This window comes from Streptomyces lydicus (assembly GCF_000717345.1).
Lineage (GTDB): Bacteria > Actinomycetota > Actinomycetes > Streptomycetales > Streptomycetaceae > Streptomyces > Streptomyces lydicus.
The window spans coordinates 54,162-71,587 of sequence record NZ_JNZA01000031.1; the positions used below are offsets into that span (position 1 = coordinate 54,162).

Annotated in this window: 15 protein-coding genes; 4 read left to right on the forward strand and 11 right to left on the reverse strand. The window is 73.8% G+C overall.

Annotated elements, in window-relative coordinates; translation table 11 throughout:
* Window positions 1-138 precede the first annotated feature (138 nt).
* The gene (locus OO62_RS26225) at window positions 139-537 is read right to left on the reverse strand and encodes a DUF7144 family membrane protein (RefSeq protein ID WP_033270046.1); all 399 of its coding nucleotides are present in this window, start codon (window positions 535-537) and stop codon (window positions 139-141) included.
* Between the two features lie 801 nt (window positions 538-1,338).
* On the opposite strand from OO62_RS26225, the gene ligD reads away from it, so the two are divergent.
* Together ligD and OO62_RS26240 are read left to right on the forward strand one after the other, a co-directional pair.
* Window positions 1,339-2,292, forward strand: a complete 954-nt coding sequence (ligD, locus tag OO62_RS26235) for a non-homologous end-joining DNA ligase (protein ID WP_033270048.1) — start codon at window positions 1,339-1,341, stop codon at window positions 2,290-2,292.
* 303 nt (window positions 2,293-2,595) lie between these two features.
* A complete protein-coding gene (locus OO62_RS26240) occupies window positions 2,596-3,255 on the forward strand; it encodes an HhH-GDP family DNA glycosylase (protein WP_033270049.1) in 660 nt (219 codons plus the stop codon).
* A gap of 20 nt (window positions 3,256-3,275) precedes the next feature.
* On the opposite strand, the gene OO62_RS26245 is transcribed toward OO62_RS26240, so the two are convergent.
* The 10 genes from OO62_RS26245 to OO62_RS26285 all read right to left on the reverse strand — a co-directional run bounded on the left by OO62_RS26245 (window position 3,276) and on the right by OO62_RS26285 (window position 15,358).
* Window positions 3,276-5,078, reverse strand: a complete 1,803-nt coding sequence (locus OO62_RS26245) for a complex I subunit 5 family protein (RefSeq protein ID WP_033270050.1) — start codon at window positions 5,076-5,078, stop codon at window positions 3,276-3,278.
* Window positions 5,075-5,422, reverse strand: a complete 348-nt coding sequence (locus OO62_RS26250; protein ID WP_033270051.1) for a sodium:proton antiporter — start codon at window positions 5,420-5,422, stop codon at window positions 5,075-5,077. The genes OO62_RS26245 and OO62_RS26250 overlap by 4 nt, the downstream gene beginning before the upstream one ends.
* Window positions 5,419-6,171, reverse strand: coding sequence for an MnhB domain-containing protein (locus OO62_RS26255; protein WP_033270052.1), 753 nt, complete (start codon window positions 6,169-6,171; stop codon window positions 5,419-5,421). The genes OO62_RS26250 and OO62_RS26255 overlap by 4 nt, the downstream gene beginning before the upstream one ends.
* Before the next feature lie 31 nt (window positions 6,172-6,202).
* Complete coding sequence (locus OO62_RS26260) at window positions 6,203-6,472, reverse strand: hydrogenase subunit MbhD domain-containing protein (RefSeq protein WP_033270053.1); 270 nt, start codon at window positions 6,470-6,472, stop codon at window positions 6,203-6,205.
* The gene (locus tag OO62_RS26265; protein WP_033270054.1) at window positions 6,465-6,956 is read right to left on the reverse strand and encodes a monovalent cation/H+ antiporter complex subunit F; all 492 of its coding nucleotides are present in this window, start codon (window positions 6,954-6,956) and stop codon (window positions 6,465-6,467) included. Before OO62_RS26265 ends, OO62_RS26260 begins: the two co-directional genes overlap by 8 nt.
* A complete protein-coding gene (locus tag OO62_RS40025) occupies window positions 6,953-7,129 on the reverse strand; it encodes a hypothetical protein (protein ID WP_164993293.1) in 177 nt (58 codons plus the stop codon). Before OO62_RS40025 ends, OO62_RS26265 begins: the two co-directional genes overlap by 4 nt.
* Before the next feature lie 123 nt (window positions 7,130-7,252).
* The gene (locus OO62_RS26270) at window positions 7,253-9,667 is read right to left on the reverse strand and encodes a phosphoketolase family protein (protein ID WP_033270055.1); all 2,415 of its coding nucleotides are present in this window, start codon (window positions 9,665-9,667) and stop codon (window positions 7,253-7,255) included.
* 36 nt (window positions 9,668-9,703) lie between these two features.
* The gene (locus OO62_RS26275) at window positions 9,704-10,669 is read right to left on the reverse strand and encodes an LLM class F420-dependent oxidoreductase (protein ID WP_033270056.1); all 966 of its coding nucleotides are present in this window, start codon (window positions 10,667-10,669) and stop codon (window positions 9,704-9,706) included.
* A gap of 51 nt (window positions 10,670-10,720) precedes the next feature.
* On the reverse strand, window positions 10,721-10,900 hold the full coding sequence (locus tag OO62_RS26280; protein ID WP_033270057.1) for a hypothetical protein: 180 nt from the start codon (window positions 10,898-10,900) through the stop codon (window positions 10,721-10,723).
* Window positions 10,901-11,134: 234 nt separating this feature from the next.
* Entirely contained in the window at window positions 11,135-15,358 is a 4,224-nt protein-coding gene (locus OO62_RS26285) for a bifunctional nitrate reductase/sulfite reductase flavoprotein subunit alpha (protein WP_033270058.1), read from the reverse strand.
* Between the two features lie 207 nt (window positions 15,359-15,565).
* On the opposite strand from OO62_RS26285, the gene OO62_RS26290 reads away from it, so the two are divergent.
* Together OO62_RS26290 and OO62_RS26295 are read left to right on the forward strand one after the other, a co-directional pair.
* Complete coding sequence (locus OO62_RS26290; protein ID WP_033270059.1) at window positions 15,566-16,723, forward strand: FAD-dependent oxidoreductase; 1,158 nt, start codon at window positions 15,566-15,568, stop codon at window positions 16,721-16,723.
* Complete coding sequence (locus tag OO62_RS26295; RefSeq protein ID WP_033270060.1) at window positions 16,720-17,310, forward strand: TetR/AcrR family transcriptional regulator; 591 nt, start codon at window positions 16,720-16,722, stop codon at window positions 17,308-17,310. Before OO62_RS26290 ends, OO62_RS26295 begins: the two co-directional genes overlap by 4 nt.
* The last annotated feature ends 116 nt before the right edge of the window (window positions 17,311-17,426 follow it).

The window sequence follows — 17,426 nt, forward strand, 5'->3', positions numbered from 1 at the left end:
TTCGTCGCTGCCGCGTTCGGCTCCATGCTAGGCGGGGCGGAGGAACGGTACATCCCAGGACGTACCGGACGGGTTACACGGGCTCTGCCCGGGCCGCGGGGCGTACCCCACGGCCCGGGCAGACGCCGGAACGGCCGGTCAGGCCACCGCGTGCCGGTGGTCTCCGGCGCACAGCGCCCAGATGATGAAGATGTCGATGGCGATCAGCACCAGGGCCCAGAACGGGTAGTACGGGATCCACAGGAAGTTCGCGAGCGCGCCGAGGCCGGCAAGGACCACGCCGATCACGCGCGCCCACAGCGCACCGGTGGCCAGCAGCGCGACGCCCGCGAGGAGGATCACGATGCCCAGGATGAGATGGATCCATCCCCAGCCGGTGAGGTTGAAGGAGAAGACGTAGTTGTGCGTCGTGACGATGAGGTTGTCCTTGGCGATGGCCGAGATGCCCTCCAGGAGGGTCATCGCGCCACCGAAGATCATCAGGACACCGGCGAATGCCGTCCATCCGCCCACGACGGTCTGCTTGCGCGCAGCCATGGGTCACTCCTCACTTGAGAAACCTGGCCGCGGCACGATCCTGACCGTGGCCATGCCCTGACTACACGTTTACATACGTCCAGTTTGCCCGCATGTCAGGAACGGGCGGAGGCCGTGCGTTGGGGCGTGGCCCGGCGGGCGCCGCATCCCTGGGGGTGACGGTGCAACAGTGCCGGAACTCGTTGCGGTCGTGGAGCGGGTCCGGCTCATGCGGCGTGGCGCCGTCCTCCGCGGCGGCGACCCGTGCCGGCCGATCCCGTGCGCCGCCGTTCCGCCCGGGCGGGGGCGAGTGCTCCTGCCGCCCGGGCGGGGTACGGGTGCCCCTGCCGCCCGGGCGGGGTTCCGGTGTCTTACGCCGCCCTGGCCGAAGTGCCCGGCAACGGGACCGGATCGGGGGCGGGGCCCGGCTCGGGACCGGGCGTCGGCGGGGCCGGGTTTGGCGGGAGCGGGTCCGGCTCGGGGCCCGGCACCGGCGGCGGGATGGGATCGGGGCCGGGCGCGGGGACCGGGCCGGGCCCCGGACCGGGCGTGGGTCCTGGCGGTCCGGGGCCCGGGCCCGGAGTGGGGGGCACCGGGTCCCGCTGGGTGCGCCCGTGCGGGGCGCCGGATTCGTAGGGCATGCGGTTCTCCTTGCCGTTCCGACGCCGCTCATGCGGCGGGGCGGGGACGAACTGCCCGGCGGGCGTCCCCCCTCACTCTGCGGCGGCGCCCGCGGCACGGCGAGGGGGACGGTCCACCCGCGGGGCGGCCGCCACCCGGACGCCGGAGCGTAGGGCGGCGCGCAGTGGGTACCCCGCCCGCATGGACGACTCGGACCACGGCACCCACGACCACGGCGGGGACGACGCGACGCGGACGGTCCGCGCCGGACGCCGCACGGTGCGGATCCACCGGCCGGACAAGGTGCTCTTCCCCGAGGACGGGCTGACCAAGGCGGAGGTCGTCGACTACTACGGCCGGGTGGCCGCCGTCATGGTCCCGCAGCTCCGCGGGCGCCCCCTGATGCTGGAGCGGCTCCCCGAAGGGCTGGGCGGCCCGCACTTCATGCAGAAGGAGACCCCGGACCACTACCCCGACTGGATCCGGCGGGCCGAGGTCGCCAAGGAGGGCGGCACCGTCACCCACCCCGTCTGCGACGACAAGGCCACCCTGCTGTTCCTCGCCGACCAGGCATGCCTCACCCTGCACCGCTGGCTGTCCCGGGCCGACCGCCCCGACCACCCGGACCGGCTGGTCTTCGACCTCGACCCGCCCGGCACCGACTTCGAGGCGGTACGCGAGGCCGCGCGGGCGCTGCTCGGCCTGCTCGACGAACTCGGGCTGCCGGCCACCCTGATGACGACGGGGTCGAAGGGGCTGCACGTCACCGTCCCCCTCGACGGCAGGAGCGACTTCGACACCGTGCGCGGCTTCGCCCAGGACACCGCGGAGGTGCTGGCACGGCGTCACCCGGACCGGCTCACCACGGCCGTACGCAAGAAGGCGCGCGGTGACCGGCTCTACCTCGACGTGCAGCGCAACGCCTATGCGCAGACCGCCGTCGCCCCCTGGTCGCTGCGCGCCGAGCCGGGCGGCCCGGTCGCCGCGCCGATCAGCCACGAACAGCTCGACGACCCCGGACTCGGCGCGCAGCGCTGGTCGTTGCGGGACGTCGACGGCGTGCTGGAGCAGCTGCGGTCGGCGCCCTGGTCCGCGGTGCCGGGCCGCGGGCGGTCACTGACCACCGCCCGCAAGCGGCTCGACGCGCTGAGCTGAGCGGCGCGGCTCAGCCGTCCCGCGCCCGGTCCCTCGGTGATGCCTCGGTGACGTCCAGGAAGATCTGGTCGGCTCGCGGCCACTTCTCCCTCATCGCCTCTGGAGCGGGGACCCAGCCGCATCGCGCCGCGGCGCGTACGCGCCACGGGCGGCATTGCGCTCCACGGAGCAGTGGCTGTTTTCCGCCCCGTGGACCGGGGAGGGGTGACAGCGGAAACACTGTCGGGAATTCCGGAACGACGGAGGATGCGACATGGCCATGCCTGGCCCTTTCTCTCCCGCTGACGTCTGCGGAGGTGCCTCATGACACCCCGGGGCGGGCAGCGGGGCATTGCCCGCACTCTCCTGGAGAGGCACGGCACGACCTTTGCGGAAGAGGCCGGAATTCGGCTGAAGGACACCCCGCAGCCGCTGTACCAGACGCTGGTGCTGGCCGCTCTGCTCAGTGCGCGGATCCGGGCCTCGGTGGCCGTGGCGGCCGCCCGCGCGCTGTTCGACGCGGGCCTGCGCACCCCGCGGCGGATGGCCGAGGCGACCTGGCAGCAGCGGGTCGACGCCCTGGGCGAGGGCGGCTACCGGCGCTACGACGAGCGCACCGCCACCCAGCTCGGTGACGGCGCCCGGCTGCTGCTGGACCGCTATGGCGGCGATCTGCGGCGGATGCGGGACGCGGCGGACGGTTCCGCCGACGCGCTGCGCGCCGCCCTCCAGGAGGTGCCCGGCATCGGGCCCGCCGGCGCCGGCATCTTCCTGCGCGAGGTGCAGGCCGTCTGGACCGGTCTCGCCCCCTTCCTCGACCCCAAGGCCCGGCAGGGCGCCGAGCGTCTCGGCCTGCCGGGGGAGGCCGGCAAGCTGGCGCGGCTGGTCGGCAAGGACGAGACCGCCGCCTTCGCCTCGGCACTGGTGCGCGCGGCGCTGGACGCGTCCGTCGTGGACGACGTACTGAAGGCGGCGAACGCCTGAGCCCGCGCCCGCAGCGGTCGTCAGACGAGCAGCGCCGCCAGCAGGGTGACGCCCGCCAGGAACCAGGCGACGTAGTCGCCCACGTGCCCCGAGTGCAGCCGGCGCAGCGGGACCGTCCAGCGGACCGGTTCACCGCGTACCGGCCGCTGGACGGCCAGGAGCGCCAGCACCCCGGCCAGGACGGTGGCCAGCAGGCCCCACACCACGCCGGGTGTCGTCCAGTGCGGGGCGGGCGTCGGCGCGGGCTCGGTGGTCCGGCCGTCCAGCACGGCCGCGAGGTAGCCGGCGTGGTCGGTGAAGGCGTCGGCGGCCCCGCCGACGGCGGTACGCAGTCCCGGGACCAGCCCCACCGCCAGGGCGCAGGCCAGCAGCACGGTCGGCACGAGGAGCATCGAGTCCGGGATCCGCGCGAGCAGCCGCCGGGTCTCCGGTTCCTCGCCCTCCCCGGTCGTCTCCTCCGGGCTGCCGGGCGGGCGGCTGCCGAGTCCCAGGAACACCCGGGCGCCGGCCCGCAGCACCGCGCCGCCGGTGACCGCGGAGACCGCTACGAACAGCGCGGTGGCCCAGCCGCCCGCCGCCTCCTCGGTGACGGCCTTGCCCAGCGCGGTGCCGAACGGCGGCAGCCCGGCGAGCGCCAGCCCGCCGATCCCGAACATCCCGGCCACCCAGGGGAGTTCCCGCCCCTTGCCGTGCAGTTCGTGCTCGTCGACGCTGCCGAACCGGTCCAGCAGGACGCCCACGCAGGCGAACAGCGCCGCCTTCACCCCGGCGTGCGCCAGCACGTACAGCGCGACACCGCCGATGCCTTCCGGCGTGAGCACCGCCAGCCCGATCAGGAACAGCCCGGTGTGCGCGACCGTGGAGTAGGCCAGCAGCCGCTTGAGGTGGCGCTGCTGCCAGCACATCACCGCGCCCAGTACGGCCGTCAGCGCCCCCAGGGCCAGCAGCGCCCGGTGCGCGTCGGGCGCGGGGATCCCGCCGGGGCCGGCGAAGACCGTCCAGTAGACGCGGGCCGTGCCGTACACGCCCAGCTCCACCATCACCCCCGACAGCAGCATGCACACCGGGGTCGGGGCGACCGCGTGCGCGTCGGCGAGCCAGAAGTGGAACGGCACCGCGGCGGCCTTGACCAGCAGCCCGGTGGCGACCAGGACGAACGCGGCGATCACCAGGGCGTCCGGGCCGCCGGGGCGGGCGTCGAGCGCCCGGCCGATCTGGGCCAGGCCCAGCTCCCCCGTCCGCGCGTAGAGCAGGCCGATGCCCAGCAAAGTGGTGTAGCCGCCGAGGGAGTTGACGACCCCGAAGACCAGGCCGCCCTGGACGGCACGGGCCTCCTCGACGCGGTAGCCGGTCAGCGCGTACGCGACGACACCCATCAGCTCGAAGAAGACGAACGCGTTGAACAGGTCGCCGGTGAGCGCGAAGCCGCACATGCCCGCCTGGAAGAGCAGCACCAGGGCGGGGAAGGAGGCGGCGTGCCGGCGCGGTGGTTCGTCGAAGTACCGCCAGGCGTAGGCGAGTGCGGCCGGCACCAGCAGCGAGACCAGCGTGGCGAGGCCGAGGCCGGTCCGGTCGCCGACCAGCACGATCCCCACGCTCGCCCCGCCGTGCGGCCGCCAGCCGCCCACCCACTCGACGGGCCGCGCGGTGGACGACGGCAGGGCGGCCGACGCGGCCAGTGCGAGCGCCGCGGTGCCCGCGGCGAACAGCAGGCCCAGCACCTCGGCGGCGGCGCGCGGCAGCCGCCGGCCCGCCCCGACGAGCACCGCGGCGCCGAACAGGGGCGTGGCCACGATCAGCGGCAGCATCCGGGCGACGGTCACCCCCGCAGCTCCGAGAGCTCGTCGGGATCCACCGTCCGGTGCCGTTTGGCGATCTGGATGACCAGGGAGAGCAGCAGCGCGGTGACGGTCGCCCCGATGACGATGTCGGTGAGGGTCAGGGCCTGGACGACGGGGTCGACGACGGGCCGCGAGCCCGGCGCGATGTCGGAGAAGACCGGAGCGGTGCCGCCGTGCCGGTAGCCGACGGCGAGCAGCAGCACGTACGTGGCGGACTGGCAGACCGCGAGGCAGCCCACCGCGTGGATGAGGTTGCGGCTGGTCGCCAGGCCGTAGCACCCGATCAGGAACAGCCAGCCCGCGCACAGATACGGCAGCACACTCATGTCTCGTCCTCCGCCTCGTCGCGTCCGCTCACGATCTCCACGGCCTGGTCCAGGAAGCGGGCCAGCAGCACCACGATCCCGGCCGCGACCTCCACGCCGATGGCGGCGTTGAGCAGCGGCACGGTGCCGCCGGAGGAGAGGGTGTTGAAGGTGCCGTAGGGCAGGAAGTTCGTCAGGAACGCCGCCCCGGTCAGCAGCGCCGCCGCGCCGATCAGGAGGTACCCGGCCTCGCCCGCGGCGTCCGCCACCTCGTACAGGCCGACCGGTCTGATCCGTTCCAACGCCCGGTAGTCGATGGCGATGTACAGCAGATGCAGCGACGTCGCCACCACCACACCGCCCTGGAAGCCGCCGCCGGGGCTGAGCTGGCCGTGGGCGACGACGTACAGCCCGATGAGCAGGGTGACGGGCAGCGCGATCAGCGCGTAGCGGCGCACCGGCGGGGCGACCCGGGCCGGCTCCGGGGGCAGCCGCCGCTCGTCGCGGGTCTGCCGGAGCAGCACGAGGGTGCCGAGGACCGAACCGAAGAGGATCGATTCCTCGCCGAGGGTGTCCAGTGCCCGCTGGTCGAAGTTGACCGAGGCGATGGTGTTGGCGGTGTGCCGGGCGAGCGCGGCGTGCACGGCCCGGTCGCCGTACGGGTGCCAGGTGCCGCCGAACCCGGGCAGTTCGGCGCAGGCGAGGACGAACAGCGTGGCCGTCCCCAGGACCCCGGCGGCCAGCACCCACAGCCGCAGCCGCATGCTCATGCCGTCACCGCCCTCTCCGTCTCCCGCTGCCTCACTCGTGTTCCTCCCGGCGCTCGCTGCGGGCCTTGCGGCGCACCTTGCGTACGGACAGCAGCACCATCAGCGGGGTCAGTGCGGAGCCGACCGCCAGCTGGGAGAGCGCCACATCGGGCGCCTGAAGCAGCAGGAACAGGGCGGCGAGGGCCAGGCCGAGCAGCGACAGCACGAAGGACTGGCGGACCGGATCACGCACGAGGACGGCGCCGGTCCCCGCGACGGCCACCAGCACCAGTCCGATCAGCACGGGCACGTTCTCAGCCATCGGACATCCCCTCCGCGGAGCCGGCGAGCCCGTGCCCCGCCGTGACGGCCGCGGTCACCGCGCGGGACGCGGTACGGCTGCCCAGTACCAACAGGCCGCCGATCACCAGGAGTTTCACCAGCGCCCGGCCGGGCCCGGTGGCGAAGCACAGCGGCACCACCACCGCCGGTACCGCGACATAGTTCAGCGCCGTCGTCGCCAGCAGCGACCGCGGGCGCGGCGGGCGGGCCGCCAGCCGGTCGGCGAGCAGTCGCACGTAGAGCAGGGTGCCGGCCGGTCCGAGGACCGAGAGCACCAGTGCGGTGTCGACGTACGCCGTGCGGCCGAAGCCCTGGGCCAGCAGCAGGAACACCAGGCTGAGGAGCGTGGTGGTCAGATTCTGCGCGGGCACCCGGCGCGAGACCGGGCCGGTGGCCGTGGCGCAGGCGGCCGGGGCCACGCCGCACAGCAGCAACGCGGTTCCCGCGGCCGTCCAGCCGTTCACCGGCCGCCGGCCGCGCGCCGCGCGCCGAGGGCGGCCGCCGCGGCGACCAGTCCGGCGCCGGCGCCGACCGCCCACTCCAGGGTGTCCACCGGGCCGATCAGCACGATCCACAGCAGGGTCAACGCCGCCCACCAGCCGATGAGTTCGGCGCTCGTCCTCAGCCGTCCGGCCACCTGTACGCACCTCCCGCCGACCGGTTACCCGGCCCACAGGCTCACATGCGCGGCTCCGGCCGCCCCGTCACCGCGCCGCGCGTTACTCCGTCGGAGCGCGGCCGGCGCGACGGCGGGCGGCGGTCAGCCGGACCAGGTCCAGTCGACGACCTCGGGCAGGTCGACGCCGTGCTCCCGGATCCAGGCGTGGTGGCGGGTGCGGACGTCGGCCATCGCCTGGCGCACCGCGACGGCGCGGACGCCGAGGCCGGGCACCCGGTCCACCACGTCCATCACCAGCCGGTAGCGGTCGAGGTCGTTGCGCACGACCATGTCGAAGGGCGTGGTGGTGGTGCCCTCCTCCTTGTAGCCGCGCACATGGAGATTGCTGTGGCCCGCGCGGCGGTACCCGAGCCGGTGGATCAGCCACGGGTAGCCGTGGTAGGCGAAGATGACCGGTTTGTCGCGGGTGAACAGCGCGTCGTACTCGGAGTCCGGCATGCCGTGCGGGTGTTCGCCGGCCGGCAGCAGCCGGGCCATGTCGACGACATTGACCACCCGCACCGCCAGCTCCGGCAGGTGCCGGCGCAGCAGATCGGCCGCGGCCAGCGTCTCCTGCGTGGGGACGTCCCCGGCGCAGGCCAGCACCACGTCGGGGTCGCGGCTGCCGTCCTCGGTGCCCGCCCACTCCCAGGTGCCGACGCCGCGTGCGCAGTGGGCGCGGGCCTCGTCGAGGGTCAGCCAGTCGAAGCTCGGCTGTTTGCCGGCCACGATCACATTGACGTAGTCCCGGGTGTGCAGCACGTGTTCGGCCACCGACAGCAGGGTGTTGGCGTCCGGCGGCAGGTAGACCCGTACGCACTCGGGGCTCTTGTTGAGGACGTGGTCGACGAAGCCGGGGTCCTGGTGGGAGAAGCCGTTGTGGTCCTGCCGCCAGACGTGCGAGGTGAGCAGGTAGTTCAGCGAGGCGATCGGGCGCCGCCAGGGCAGCCGGCGGGCCGTCCGCAGCCACTTGAGGTGCTGGTTGACCATCGAGTCGACGATGTGCGCGAACGCCTCGTAGCTGGAGAACAGCCCGTGCCGGCCGGTCAGCAGGTAACCCTCCAGCCACCCCTGGCACAGGTGCTCCGAGAGCACCTCCATGACCCGGCCGCCGCGGGCCAGGTGCTCGTCGGTGTCCAGCGTCTCGGCCTCCCATGCCTTGGAGGTGGCGCCGTAGAGCGCGCCCAGCCGGTTGGACTCGGTCTCGTCGGGGCCCACGACGCGGAAGTCGCGGCGCTCGGCGGTGGCCTCCATGACCGAGGCCAGCAGGCCGCCGAGCACCCGGGTCGGCTCGTGCAGCGCGGCGCCGCGCTTGTCCACCTCCACCGCGTGCCGCTCCAGCGGCGGGGTCGGCAGATCGCGCAGCAGCAGCCCGCCGTTGGCGTGCGGTGAGGCGCCCAGCCGGCGCGTCCCCTCGGGCACACAGGCGAGCACGTCGGGGCGCGGCCGCCCGTCGCCGCCGAACAGTTCCGCGGGCCGGTAGGAGCGCAGCCAGTCCTCCAACTGCCGCAGGTGCTCGGGGTTGTCGCGCACGCCGGCCAGCGGGACCTGGTGGGAGCGCCAGGTGCCCTCGACGGGTTTGCCGTCGACCTCGCGGGGGCCGGTCCAGCCCTTGGGCGTGCGCAGCACGATCATCGGCCAGCGGGGGCGCTCGGTCTCCCCGCCGGTCCGGGCGCGGCGCTGGATGTCGGAGATCCGGTCCAGGCAGTGGTCCATCGCGGCGGCGAACTCCTGGTGCACCGCCGCCGGGTCGTCGCCGGTGACGTGCACCGGCTCGTGGCCGACGCCGCGCAGCAGCTGGTCCAGCTCCTCCCGGGGCAGCCGGGCCAGCACCGTCGGGTTGGCGATCTTGTAGCCGTTGAGGTGCAGGACCGGCAGCACGGCGCCGTCGTGTACCGGGTCGAGGAACTTGGTGCTGTGCCAGGACGCGGCGAGCGGACCGGTCTCGGCCTCCCCGTCGCCCACCACGCAGGCCACCACCAGCTCCGGGTTGTCGAAGGCCGCGCCGTAGGCATGGGTCAGGGAGTAGCCCAGCTCACCGCCCTCGTGAATCGAGCCCGGGACCTGCGGCGCGACATGGCTGGGGATCCCGCCGGGGAACGAGAACTGCCGGAACAGCCGGGCCATGCCCGCCGCGTCCCGGCTGACGTCGGGGTAGATCTCGGAGAACGTGCCGTCCAGCCAGGAGTTGGCCACCACGGCCGGTCCGCCGTGCCCCGGCCCCCAGATGCACAGCGCTTCCAGGTCGCGGGCCTTGATGACGCGGTTGAGGTGGGTGTGCACGAGGTTGAGCCCGGGCGAGGTGCCCCAGTGGCCCAGCAGCCGCGGCTTGATGTGCTCGGGGCGCAGCGGCTCCGCCAGCAGCGGATTGGACATCAGGTAGATCTGTCCCACGGCCAGGTAGTTGGCCGCCCGCCAGTGGGCGTCGAGCGCCCGCAGCTCGTCGGCGTCGAGCGGCCCCCGCGCCGAGGGGGCAGGGGCCGTTCCGGTGGCTGCCGGGGCGTGCGCATCGGGCATGCTCATCTCCTCACCGAGGTGGTGTGCAGGGGGCGTTCACAGGTTGCGCAGCGCGGGCAGCAGCTTGGTCTCCGCCCAGTCCAGGAACGGTTCCTGGTGGTCGCCGCCGATCTGGACCAGCGCGACCTCGGTGAAACCCGCGTCGACGTACGGGCGTACCGCCTCGACGAACCGGCCGACGTCGTCGCCGCACGGAACGGCCTCGGCGATGTCCTCGGGCCGTACGTACTGGGTGGCGCCCTCGAATCCGGCGGGCCCCGGCAGCTCGGCGTTGACCCGCCAGCCGCCGGTCATCCAGCGGAACTGGTCGGTCGCCCGGGCGATCGCCGCGTCCCGGTCCCGGTCGAAGCAGACGGGCAGCTGGCCGACGCGTGGTTTGCCCTTGCCGCCGTATCGGTCGAAGGCCGCCAGCAGCTCGCTTTTGGGTTCGGTGGCGATCACCAGGTCGCCGAGCCGGCCGGCGATCTCGCAGGAGCGGTCGCCCGAGACGGCCACCCCGATGGGCGGCGTGACGTCGGGCAGGTCCCACAGCTTGGCGTGCACCACGTCGAAGTGGGTGCCGTGGTGGGTGACCTCGCCGCCCTCGAAGAGCGCGCGGATGATCTCGATCGCCTCGGCGAGCTTGTCCAGCCTTACGGGCGCGGCCGGCCAGCCGGCGCCCACCACGTGCTCGTTGAGGTTCTCGCCGGAGCCGAGCCCCAGCCGGAACCGGCCCTCCGACAGCAGCTGCACGGTCGCCGCCTTCTGGGCGACGACGGCGGGGTGGTAGCGGGTGGTCGGGCAGGTCACATAGGTCATCAGGGGGATGCGGGTGGTCGCCTGCGCGGCGGCACCCAGCACGCTCCACGCGTACGGGGAGTGGCCCTGGGAGGCCAGCCACGGGAAGTAGTGATCGGAGGTCACCGAGAAGTCGAATCCGGCGCGCTCGGCGCCCACCACGTGCTCGACCAGCGCCCGCGGCCCGGCCTGCTCGGTCATCATTGTGTATCCGATATCCACCATTTAATACACCTTGGGTTGGTTACGCTGTGCAGGCAACCGGGACCGTCCGGTTCAGTCGGGCGGCTCGGGGGAGGGGTGCTCGTCCGGCTCCGCACCGGGTGGCTCCTCCGGTTCCGGTCCCGGCTCGTCCCGCTCCGGCTCGGCCGGAACGGGGTCGCGGGGCAGCGGCTCCGGGTCGCTCGGCACCGCGCCCGGACCCTTGGGTGGCGGTTCTGTGGTCATCGCGTTCATGGCGCTTCTCCTTCCTCTCCATCGTGCGTCCAATGCCCCGGGACGGCCGCTTCACCAAAAAAGCCCCGAACGCGCTCACGAAGAGTGACGTTCGGGGCATGGCTGAGGGCACTCGTGACGGCAGCGCCGGAAACGTCGACCACGGCCGCGTGGGCGATGGTTACACCGACCACCGCAGACCCGACGACCGCCTCGCCGCGTACCTCCGCCGCCCCCATCCGCCGGGGCGGGTGGTCAGTAGACGTCGCGGACGTAGCGCTTGTCGGCGGCGAGTTGCTTGACGTACCCGGCGGCGGCGTCCGGCGTCAGGCCGCCGTGGGCCACCGCGATCTCGCGGAGGGCGCGGTCGACGTCCCCGGCCATCCGGGAGGCGTCGCCGCAGACGTAGAAGTGGGCCCCGTCCTGGAGCCAGGACCACAGCTGGGCGCCGTGCTCGCGCATCCGGTCCTGCACATAGACCTTGGCCCGCTGGTCACGGGAGAAGGCGGTGTCCAGGCGAGTCAGCAGCCCGTCGTCGCGCATCCGGCCGAGTTCGTCCTCGTAGTAGAAGTCCGTGGCGCGGCGCTGCTCGCCGAAGAAGAGCCAGTTGGGGCCGCGGTGGCCACGGGCGCGCCGCTCGTCGAGGAAGCCGAGGAAGGGCGCCACGCCGGTGCCGGGTCCGACCATCACCATCGGGGTCGCCGGGTCGGCCGGCGGCCGGAAGTGCGCGTTCTGCCGTACGAAGACCGGCACCGGGCTGCCGGACCCGGCGTCCGCGAGAAAGGTGGAGGCGACGCCCTTGCGCGGGCGGCCGTCGCGGTTCTCGTAGCGCACCACGGAGACCGTCAGACCGATCTGCCCGGGGTCGGCCAGCGGGCTGGACGATATGGAGTACAGCCGGGGCTGCAGCCGTCCGAGGACGCCGGCCCACTCCTCGGCGTCGGCCCCGACCGGGTGCTCGGCGAGCACGTCGACGGCCTGCCGGCCCCAGGCCCACCGGGCGAACTCGCCCTTGTTGTCGGGCCGCAGCAGCTTCTTGAGCCCCCGGTCGCCGGTGCGTTCGGCGAGCAGCCGGAGGAGGTCCGGGGTGATCCTGGTGATGTCCAGATGGCGGCTGAGCGCCTCGCCGAGCGGCACTTCCTCCAGGCCGGTGAGTCCGACGGGGGTGGCGGGGTCGAGACCGGTGACGGCCAGCCACTCCGCCACCAGTTCGGGGCAGTTCAGCGGCCGCACCCCCAGCGCGTCGCCGACCTCGTACGCCAGCGGTCCGGCCGCGGCGTCCCGGGTGTCGAGGGTGAACCGGCGCACCTCCTTGGTGGCGCCGGGCCGGCTCAGCAGCTGGTTGCCGGTGAGCCGGGCGGTGGCCGGCGCGGTTTTGGAGGGGCGGCGGGCCCCGGCGGGCGCGGCCGGTGACGCGGCGGCGGGCCCCGGCTCCGGCGCGCCGCCGGCGGTGTCGCCGGCTGGTTCCGTACCGCCCTCCAGCGCGGTGAGCACCTGCTCCAGCCACTGCCCGGCCGGCTGCTCGTAGTCCGGTTCGCAGTCCGTACGCGGGGCCAGCCGCACCGCGCCCAGCTCCGCGAGGCGCGCGTCGAGCCGGCGGCCGTGGCCGCAGAAGTCGTCGTACGAGGAATCGCCCAGCGCCAGCACCGAGTAGCGCACCCCGTCCAGCCGCGGGGTGTCCGGTGCGCTGAGCGTCTCCCAGAATCCCGACCCGTTGTCGGGGGCGTCGCCGTCACCGAAGGTGCTGGTGACGATCAGCAGGTCGGCGGTGCGCGGCAACGTGGCGGGCGCGCTGTCGGCCATGCTCAGCAGGGTCGCCTCCCGGCCGCTGCCCGCCAGCCGCTGCGCCGCGGCCGCCGCGACCTCCTCGGCGTTGCCGGTCTGGGAGGCCCACAGCACGAGGACCGTGCGGGCGGGGGAGTCGGCCTTCGCTGCGCCGGCTGCGCCCGCCGCGTCCGGCTCCGGGGCCGGCGGGGCCTGCGGCGCCCGGGAGAACATCCCGGCCAGCACACCGTTCACCCACAGGGCGCTCTCCGGGGCGAAGGGCGCCTGCGCGGGCAGCACGGGCGTGCCGACGGCCGGCGCGGAGCGCAGCCCGTCCAGGAACCCGGACAGATAGCGGCGCTCGTGCGCGGACAGCACCGGAGGGGCGGCCTCGGGCAGGCGGAACACCTCGGTCAGCGTCGCCACCGTGTCCCTCGCCATGTCGTCGCGGCCCGCGGGCGGATCGGCGGGGCCGGCCGTGCGGGCCGGTGCCGCCTCGCCCCCGGTGCCGCCGGCCTCTCCCGCGACCTTGGCCAGCGACACCGCGCAGTTCTTGAACCCGGGCTGGAAGGAGAGCGGATCGACCGCGTCATGGGTGACCGCGTTGACGCTGAGGTACTCGCCGAACAGGTCGTTCCAGTGGAACGGCGCGAAGCAGCTCCCGGCCCGTACCCGGTCGGTCACCACCGCGGGCAGCACCGCCCGCCCGCGCCGGGAGGCGACCTCCACCGCGTCGCCCTCGGCGATCCCCAGCGCCGCGGCGTCCTCCGGGTGGATCTCCACGAACGGGCCGGAGTCGAGCCGGTTCAGCTTGCCGACCTTGCCGGTCTTGGTGAGGGTGTGCCACTGGTGCGGCAGCCGGCCGGTGTTCAGCACGTACGGGAAGTCGTCGTCGGGCAGCTCGGCGGCCGGGAGGTGCGGGCGGGCGAAGAACACGGCGCGGCCCGAGGCGGTGGGGAAGACCAGCCGCGGCCGGGAGCCGTCCGGCCGCACCGCCGGGTCCTGGCTGACGCCGTCGTTGAGGTAGCGCACCGGGTTGCGGTCGGGGCCGTCCGCGCCCGCGCTGGGCCACTGCACCGGGGTGCTGCGCAGCCGCTCGTACGACACCCCGCGCAGGTCGTAGCCGGTCCGCGGGTTCCGGGCCCGCTTGATCTCCTCGAATATCTCCTCCGCGCTCTCGTAGCCGAAGGCGTCCTCGTACCCCATCTCGCAGGCGATCCGCGCGATGATCCGCCAGTCCGGCCAGGACTCGCCCGGCGGGTCGGCGGCCCGGCGCGCCAGCGTCAGGTTGCGCTCCGAATTGACCATCACGCCCTCGGACTCGGCCCACATCGCGGCCGGCAGCACCACATCGGCGTACGCGTTGGTCTCGGTCTCCGCGAAGACGTCCTGTGCCACCACGAACTCGGCGGCCTCCAGCCCCTCGATGACCGTGCGGCGGTTGGCGACCGAGGCGACGGGGTTGGTGCAGATGATCCAGCAGGCCCTGATGTCCCCGTCGGCCATCTGCCGGAACATCTCGACGGTGCCCTTGCCGCCGTCGTCCGCCCGCAGTGTCCCCGGCGCGAGGTCCCACAGCTCCTCGACGAACGCCCGGTCCTCGGCCACCAGTGCCGACCGCTGCCCGGGCAGGCCCGGTCCCATGTACCCCATCTCGCGGCCGCCCATCGCGTTGGGCTGGCCGGTGAGCGAGAACGGCCCGCTGCCCGGGCGGCAGATCGCGCCGGTCGCCAGATGCAGGTTGATCAGCGCATTGGTGTTCCAGGTTCCGTGGACACTCTGGTTCAGCCCCATCGTCCAGCAGCTCATCCAGTCGCCCGCCGCACCGATCCACTCGGCGGCCCGGCGCAGGTCGGCCTCCGCGAGCCCGGTGATCCCGGCGACCACGGCGGGCGGATAGTCCTTGAGGAATTCCGGCATCGCCTCCCAGCCCTCGGTGTGCCCGGCGATGAACTCCGTGTCGATCCGGCCGTTCTCCACCAGCAGGTGCAGCAGCCCGTTCAGCAGCGCCAGATCCGTCCCCGGCGCGACCTGGAGGAACAGATCCGCCTTCGCCGCCGTGGCGGTGCGCCGCGGGTCGACCACGATCAGCTTGGCGCCCGCCTTGACCCGCTCCATCATCCGCAGGAAGAGGACCGGATGGCAGTCGGCCATGTTGGAGCCGATGACCAGGAACACCTCGGCCTGCTCGAAGTCCTGGTACGAGCCGGGCGGGCCGTCCGCGCCCAGCGACAGCTTGTAGCCGCTGCCCGCGCTCGCCATGCACAGCCGGGAGTTGGACTCGATGTGCCGGGTGCGGACGAAGCCCTTGGCGAGCTTGTTGGCCAGATACTGCGCCTCCAGCGTCATCTGCCCGGAGACGTACAGCGCGAGGGCGTCCGGCCCGTGGGTGTCGACGATCTCGCGCAGCCGCCGGGCGGTCTCCTTCACGGCGGTCTCCATCGCGGTGGCCGCCGGCGCGTCGCCGCGGTCCGCGCGCACCAGGGGATGGGTCAGCCGCCCGGGCGCGGTGAGCAGCTCGGCGCTGGTCGCCCCCTTGGTGCACAGCCGGCCGGCGTTGGCGGGGTGCGCCTTGTCGCCGTACGCCTTGCGGACCGTGCGCCGCCCGGCCGCGTCCGTCGCGACGTCCAGCACGATCCCGCAGCCGACACCGCAGTACGAGCACGCGGTCCGCACCTGCGTGGTGCTCTCTGCCGGCGGTTCCGGTGCGGTCACGGGCGGTCCCCTTTGTGGTCGGATACTCGGCCCGACCCTACGAACCGCCCGTTAACCAGGTGTCACGTCAGGCGATCATCCGCCGTTACGGCGACCACACACAGGCGCCGGGCGGCCCGTGAGGACGCTAACCCGTCCCTGCCATGGTTGAGCGACTTAGAAAGTGTAGTGATTGCACTTTCTGAGTCGCTGTGCTTTTCTGGTGCCATGAATCCCAACACCCTCCGCATCGCGCTCATCGGTGCCGGCCCCGGCGGGCTGACCTGCGCCCGGGTCCTCCAGCGGCACGGCATCGCGGTGACCGTCTTCGACCATGAGGCGTCCGCCGACGCCCGCCCGCAAGGCGGCACGCTGGACCTGCATCTGACGACCGGCCAGGCGGCCCTGCGCGCGGCCGGCCTCCATGACGAGTTCACCGCCCTGGCCCGTCCCGAGGGGCAGGAGATGCGGCTGCTCGACCACACCGCCACCGTGCTCTTCCGGCACACCCCGGCCCCCGGCGACGACGCCCGCCCGGAGATCGACCGGGGTGAACTGCGCCACCTGCTGCTCTCGTCGCTGGCCCCGGGGACCGTGCACTGGGGGCACCACCTGCGGACCCTGCACCCGCTCGGTGACGGGCGGCACCACGCCGAGTTCGACGACGGTCACACCGAGACCTTCGACCTCGTCATCGGCGCCGACGGCGCCTGGTCCCGGGTGCGGCCGCTGCTCTCCGACGTCGACCCGCACTACTCCGGCGTCACCTTCGTCGAGTTCGGCTTCGACGCCGCGGACACCCGGCACCCGGAGATCGCGGGCCTGGTCGGCGACGGCAGCCTGATGGCCTCCGCCCCCCACAAGGCGCTGATGGTCCAGCGCAACGCCCGCGGCCACCTCCGCGGCTACGCCGCCTTCCGCGGCTCGCAGGACTGGGCGCTGGAGGCCGGGGTGCGGATGGCGGACACCGGGGCGGTGCGGGCCGTGCTGCTCGAAGTGTTCGCCGGGTGGGACGACCGGCTGCTGGCGCTGCTGCGGGAGAACGACGGCGGATTCGTCAACCGGCCGCTGTTCGCGCTGCCGGTGCCGCACACCTGGACCCACACCCCGGGCCTGACCCTGCTCGGCGACGCCGCGCACCTGATGACGCCGTTCTCCGGCATGGGCGCCAATCTGGCCATGCTCGACGGCAGCGAACTCGCCGAGGCCCTCGCCGTATCCGATGACCCGGACGCCGCGGTCCGCGCCTACGAGGAGGTCATGCTGCCCCGCTCCGCCAAGGCCGCCGAGGGGGCCGCCCGCGGCCTGGCCAACGCCCTCTCCGCCGACGCTCCCCAGGGCTCCCTGCGCCATCTGCGCCGGATGGCCGGGCAGGAAGGGACGTGACCGCCGTGGACGAGCCCGCGCCCGGGCGCCGCGAACGCAAGAAGGCCCGGACCCGGCAGGCGCTGGCCGACGCCGCCCTCCGGCTCTTCCTGGAGCGCGGCTACGACCAGGTCGGCGTCAAGGACGTGGCCGAGGCCGCGGACGTCTCGGTGACCACCCTGTTCAAGCACTTCTCCGGCAAGGAGGCCCTGGTCTTCGACCAGGACGCCGAGCAGCGCGCGGCCCTGATCGCCGCCGTCCGTGAGCGGCGGCCGGGCACCACCGTGCTGGACGCGCTGCAGGCCCACCTCCGCGGCCTGCTGGTGTGCGCCCACGAGACGCCCGGCTTCCGGGACTTCCGGGAACTGGTCGAGAACACCCCGGCGCTCGCCGAGTACGCCCACCGGATGTGGCTGCGCCACGAGACGGCCCTGGCCGAGGCGCTCGCCGTGGAACTCGGCACCCCGGCGGACGCCCCGTCGGTGCGCGCGCTGGCCCACTACGTGCTGGCCGCCCGGCAGCTGGCCGGCGGATGCGCGGATCCCGGCCCCGCGCTGGACGAGATCTTCACGCGGCTCCGGAAGGGCTGGGCCGACCTGGCGGGCTGACCGCGGCCGGCTCCCGGCCGGGTCCGCCTCCGGTTGCGGCCCCCGCCCGCCCGTCGCACGATCGGCAGCGTACGGACTGCCGGGGGCGGCGTACGGACGCGACCGCGAGACGGCCC

Coding starts and splice junctions, on each gene's coding strand:
- OO62_RS26225 (WP_033270046.1), bottom strand. CDS start 537: ATGGCTGCGCGCAAGCAGACCGTCGTGGGCGGATGGACGGCATTCGCC.
- ligD (WP_033270048.1), top strand. CDS start 1,339: ATGGACGACTCGGACCACGGCACCCACGACCACGGCGGGGACGACGCG.
- OO62_RS26240 (WP_033270049.1), top strand. CDS start 2,596: ATGACACCCCGGGGCGGGCAGCGGGGCATTGCCCGCACTCTCCTGGAG.
- OO62_RS26250 (WP_033270051.1), bottom strand. CDS start 5,422: ATGAGTGTGCTGCCGTATCTGTGCGCGGGCTGGCTGTTCCTGATCGGG.
- OO62_RS26255 (WP_033270052.1), bottom strand. CDS start 6,171: ATGAGCATGCGGCTGCGGCTGTGGGTGCTGGCCGCCGGGGTCCTGGGG.
- OO62_RS26260 (WP_033270053.1), bottom strand. CDS start 6,472: ATGGCTGAGAACGTGCCCGTGCTGATCGGACTGGTGCTGGTGGCCGTC.
- OO62_RS26270 (WP_033270055.1), bottom strand. CDS start 9,667: ATGCCCGATGCGCACGCCCCGGCAGCCACCGGAACGGCCCCTGCCCCC.
- OO62_RS26275 (WP_033270056.1), bottom strand. CDS start 10,669: ATGGTGGATATCGGATACACAATGATGACCGAGCAGGCCGGGCCGCGG.
- OO62_RS26280 (WP_033270057.1), bottom strand. CDS start 10,900: ATGAACGCGATGACCACAGAACCGCCACCCAAGGGTCCGGGCGCGGTG.
- OO62_RS26290 (WP_033270059.1), top strand. CDS start 15,566: ATGAATCCCAACACCCTCCGCATCGCGCTCATCGGTGCCGGCCCCGGC.